General features: G+C 31.1%; 5 protein-coding genes. 3 read left to right on the top strand and 2 right to left on the bottom strand.

Annotation, left to right across the window (positions count from 1 at the left end; translation table 11 throughout):
- The 3 genes from HMPREF3267_RS10545 to HMPREF3267_RS10535 all read left to right on the top strand — a co-directional run.
- Nucleotides 1-264: DUF443 family protein (locus tag HMPREF3267_RS10545; protein ID WP_141758218.1), on the top strand; the 264-nt coding region annotated here is incomplete at its 5' end.
- Nucleotides 261-572, top strand: coding sequence for a DUF4176 domain-containing protein (locus tag HMPREF3267_RS10540; RefSeq protein WP_002460342.1), 312 nt, complete (start codon nt 261-263; stop codon nt 570-572). The genes HMPREF3267_RS10545 and HMPREF3267_RS10540, both read left to right, overlap by 4 nt.
- A 133-nt stretch (nt 573-705) precedes the next feature.
- Nucleotides 706-1,347, top strand: coding sequence for a DUF443 family protein (locus tag HMPREF3267_RS10535; RefSeq protein WP_062078064.1), 642 nt, complete (start codon nt 706-708; stop codon nt 1,345-1,347).
- Nucleotides 1,348-1,618: 271 nt separating this feature from the next.
- On the opposite strand, the gene lrgB is transcribed toward HMPREF3267_RS10535, so the two are convergent.
- Both lrgB and lrgA read right to left on the bottom strand, forming a co-directional pair.
- Entirely contained in the window at nt 1,619-2,320 is a 702-nt protein-coding gene (gene lrgB, locus HMPREF3267_RS10530; RefSeq protein ID WP_002478677.1) for an antiholin-like protein LrgB, read from the bottom strand.
- A complete protein-coding gene (gene lrgA / locus HMPREF3267_RS10525; protein WP_002478678.1) occupies nt 2,320-2,781 on the bottom strand; it encodes an antiholin-like murein hydrolase modulator LrgA in 462 nt (153 codons plus the stop codon). The genes lrgB and lrgA overlap by 1 nt, the downstream gene beginning before the upstream one ends.
- Nucleotides 2,782-2,942: the final 161 nt, after the last annotated feature.

The raw sequence follows: 2,942 nt of genomic DNA, 5'->3' as shown, positions 1-2,942 counted from the left end.
GATATATATAAGAGAAATAAAACTCATTCAAAAACTATACTCATACCCACATTAAAAAGTATTGGTTTTACGTTAACTTCCTATGTTTTGTGTGGTGGTTGTGCATTAATAATTATGGAGATGCTTACAATAGATCATTTATATAATGTATTTATATTTATTTTATGGGTGATATGGATAGCATTTTTCTTTTTTATCAATATGTTTGCGATTATGGATAAAAAAGTACATGTCATATTAAAAAACAAAGAGGTGAAGATATGATTACAATAGGTAGCATTGTCTATTTAAAAGGTGGATCACAAAAAATGATGATATTGAATCGAGGTCCAATTATAGAACAAGACGATAAAAAAGTAATGTTTGACTATTCTGCTTGTAAATATCCATTAGGTTTAGTGGAAAATCAAATATATTATTTTAATACTGAAAATGTCGACCGCGTTATATTTGAAGGATACTCAGATGATGATGAAATAAGATTTCAAGAGTTGTATCAAGAAATGCTAAATGAATTAAGCGATGATATAACTCGTGGAGAAGTAGAAGAAAAACAATTTGGTTTAGAATAAAGCTATAGTTGTGAATTTTATAAAATAGCTGATGAAACATATCAATTTTCATTAGCTATTTTTAACCAAAAGATAAAAAATAAAGATGTCGGTTATTAGACACTATTGTTTCAATAAAACGGAAGTGATTAACGTGCTATGTGAATCAAAAATTATAAATATGAATCCCAAATATCGAATTATAAAATATAATGATGACTATCTCATGGTTGATACCATCAGTCACTGGATTACATTTCTATTTCCAATGATTAATTGGTTTGTCCCAAAAAGATATGCCAAATTGAGTGAAGAAGAATATAACAATTTAAATATCGTGAAACCAGTTAAAAATAGCGGGGCAAGTATAGGCGTTGGACTAGCAATTTTAATCAGTGTCCTATTAAGGAAGTATGTCTTTATATTTGATGTTCAGGTGCAACAAAGCATAGCTGTTATAAGTTGTATCATTGGATTTTTATGTGTATTTATCTTTTTCTTATATATTAATAAAAAAGTAACGCTCGATATATATAAGATAAATAAAACCCATTCAAAAATTATACTCATACCCACATTAAAAAATATTGGTTTTACATTATTTTCTTATATTTTTTTGGGAGGATTTGTATGGATGATTTTATATGGTTTAACAGTAGAAAACTTATATAATATATTTATATTTATTATATGGATAGGAAGTATAGCACTTTTCTTTTTTTTCAATATGTTTGCGATTATGGATAAAAAAGTTCATATCATATTAAAAAACAAAGAAATGAATTGCCATGGTTGAACCACAAAAATAGTGCCATGGAATTAGGAACACTTAATAAATAAGATTATAAAAAACACACTTCAAAGTTTTCATTTTTTCAATATTTGCTTTGGTAGGAGCATATCATTACGTTTTAGGTTATGAACTTTATATTGGCAGTAGTTGAAAAAATTGAAAATACGCTGATACATTGCTTTTTAATCCTAGTTAATCTTTTGGAGCGGGACTATGAATTCATAGTCCCGCTCCCATTTCTGCTATATTGAATCAACCGTTTATGAGTTTTTGTTTAGAATAAAATAGAAGCTAGCGGTGGAACAATTGCTACTATAATGACCCCAACGATAACGACTGCAATACTGCCCATAGATTCTTCTGTTTCACCTAAATCTTTGGCTGCTGCAACACCTAGTGTATGTCCGCTTGTGCCTAATGCTAAACCGCGTGCAATTGGATTGGAGATTTTAAACCATTTGACAATTTTAGTACCTAAGGCAGAGATAACCACCGCATTAAGAATAACCGCTAATGATGTAAGTTCTTTGACACCACCAATACCTGTTGATACTGGCAATGCAATCGCTGTTGTAGCTGCTTGTGGAAGCATAGAAGCACTTACAGTATTTCCTAATTGGAATAATGTAGAGACTAAGTAAATTAAAATCAATGCAGCAAGTGTACCTAGAGTGATTCCACCAAAAATTTGTAACCAATATTTTTTTAAGACATCACGTTTTTTGTATAGTGGAATGGCGAAGCTAATTGTTGCTGGTTCTAAGAAGAAGTATATAATATCTCCACCGACTTTGTACTGAGCATAGCTTATGCCTGTTAGCTTTAAGAAAGCTATGCCAGCAACCATGGCTACAAATAACGGTGCTAGTAAGAAGAAACCATTTGTCTTTTTATAAAAATATTGTGCGATTACAAATGGTATTAATGAAACTAATATTCCAAAATAAGGTGTATTGATTCCTAAATGTTCAATCATTAGTGATTATCCCCCTCAACATGTCTAGATTTTTCATTTTGTTCAGCCGTTGGGAACAATGATTTTGTTACCAAGAATTGCGATGCAAAACCAACGCATACAAGTAATAGTAATGTTGAAATAATAATTAATAAGATAATTAGAATTGGATTTTTGCTTAAAATTGGTAAAGAATTAATAACTGAAACACCTGCAGGTACGAATAAGAAACTGATGTTATTCGTTAACGCTGTACCAACACTTTCAACTTGTCCCAGCTTCACAATACCAGTACACAATGCAATAAACAGTAATACTAGCCCTATTACTGAAGCTGGCATTGGAAACGGTATAAAACTTTCAATGATTTTCGAAATAAGTAAAATCACTGCTATTGTTAATGCTTGCTGGAAAAAGTTATACGTTTTAGACACAACAGACTGACTATGAGCCTTTGCTTTATTCACATTTTCATTTGCCATAATATCAATTTCCCCCTGGTTATTAATCTTGATCACATTTTAATATGAAAACGCTTCACTGTGACAAAAACATCCCCGACATACAAAAAACACACCCCCACATACAAAAAAACACACCCCAGATGCAGGGGCCCCAGCAAAAAGGCTTTCGAAAAGAAAGC

It is taken from the genome of Staphylococcus sp. HMSC62D11 (assembly GCF_001839145.1).
GTDB lineage: Bacteria > Bacillota > Bacilli > Staphylococcales > Staphylococcaceae > Staphylococcus > Staphylococcus lugdunensis.
This window is presented reverse-complemented; position numbering and strand designations above follow the sequence as displayed.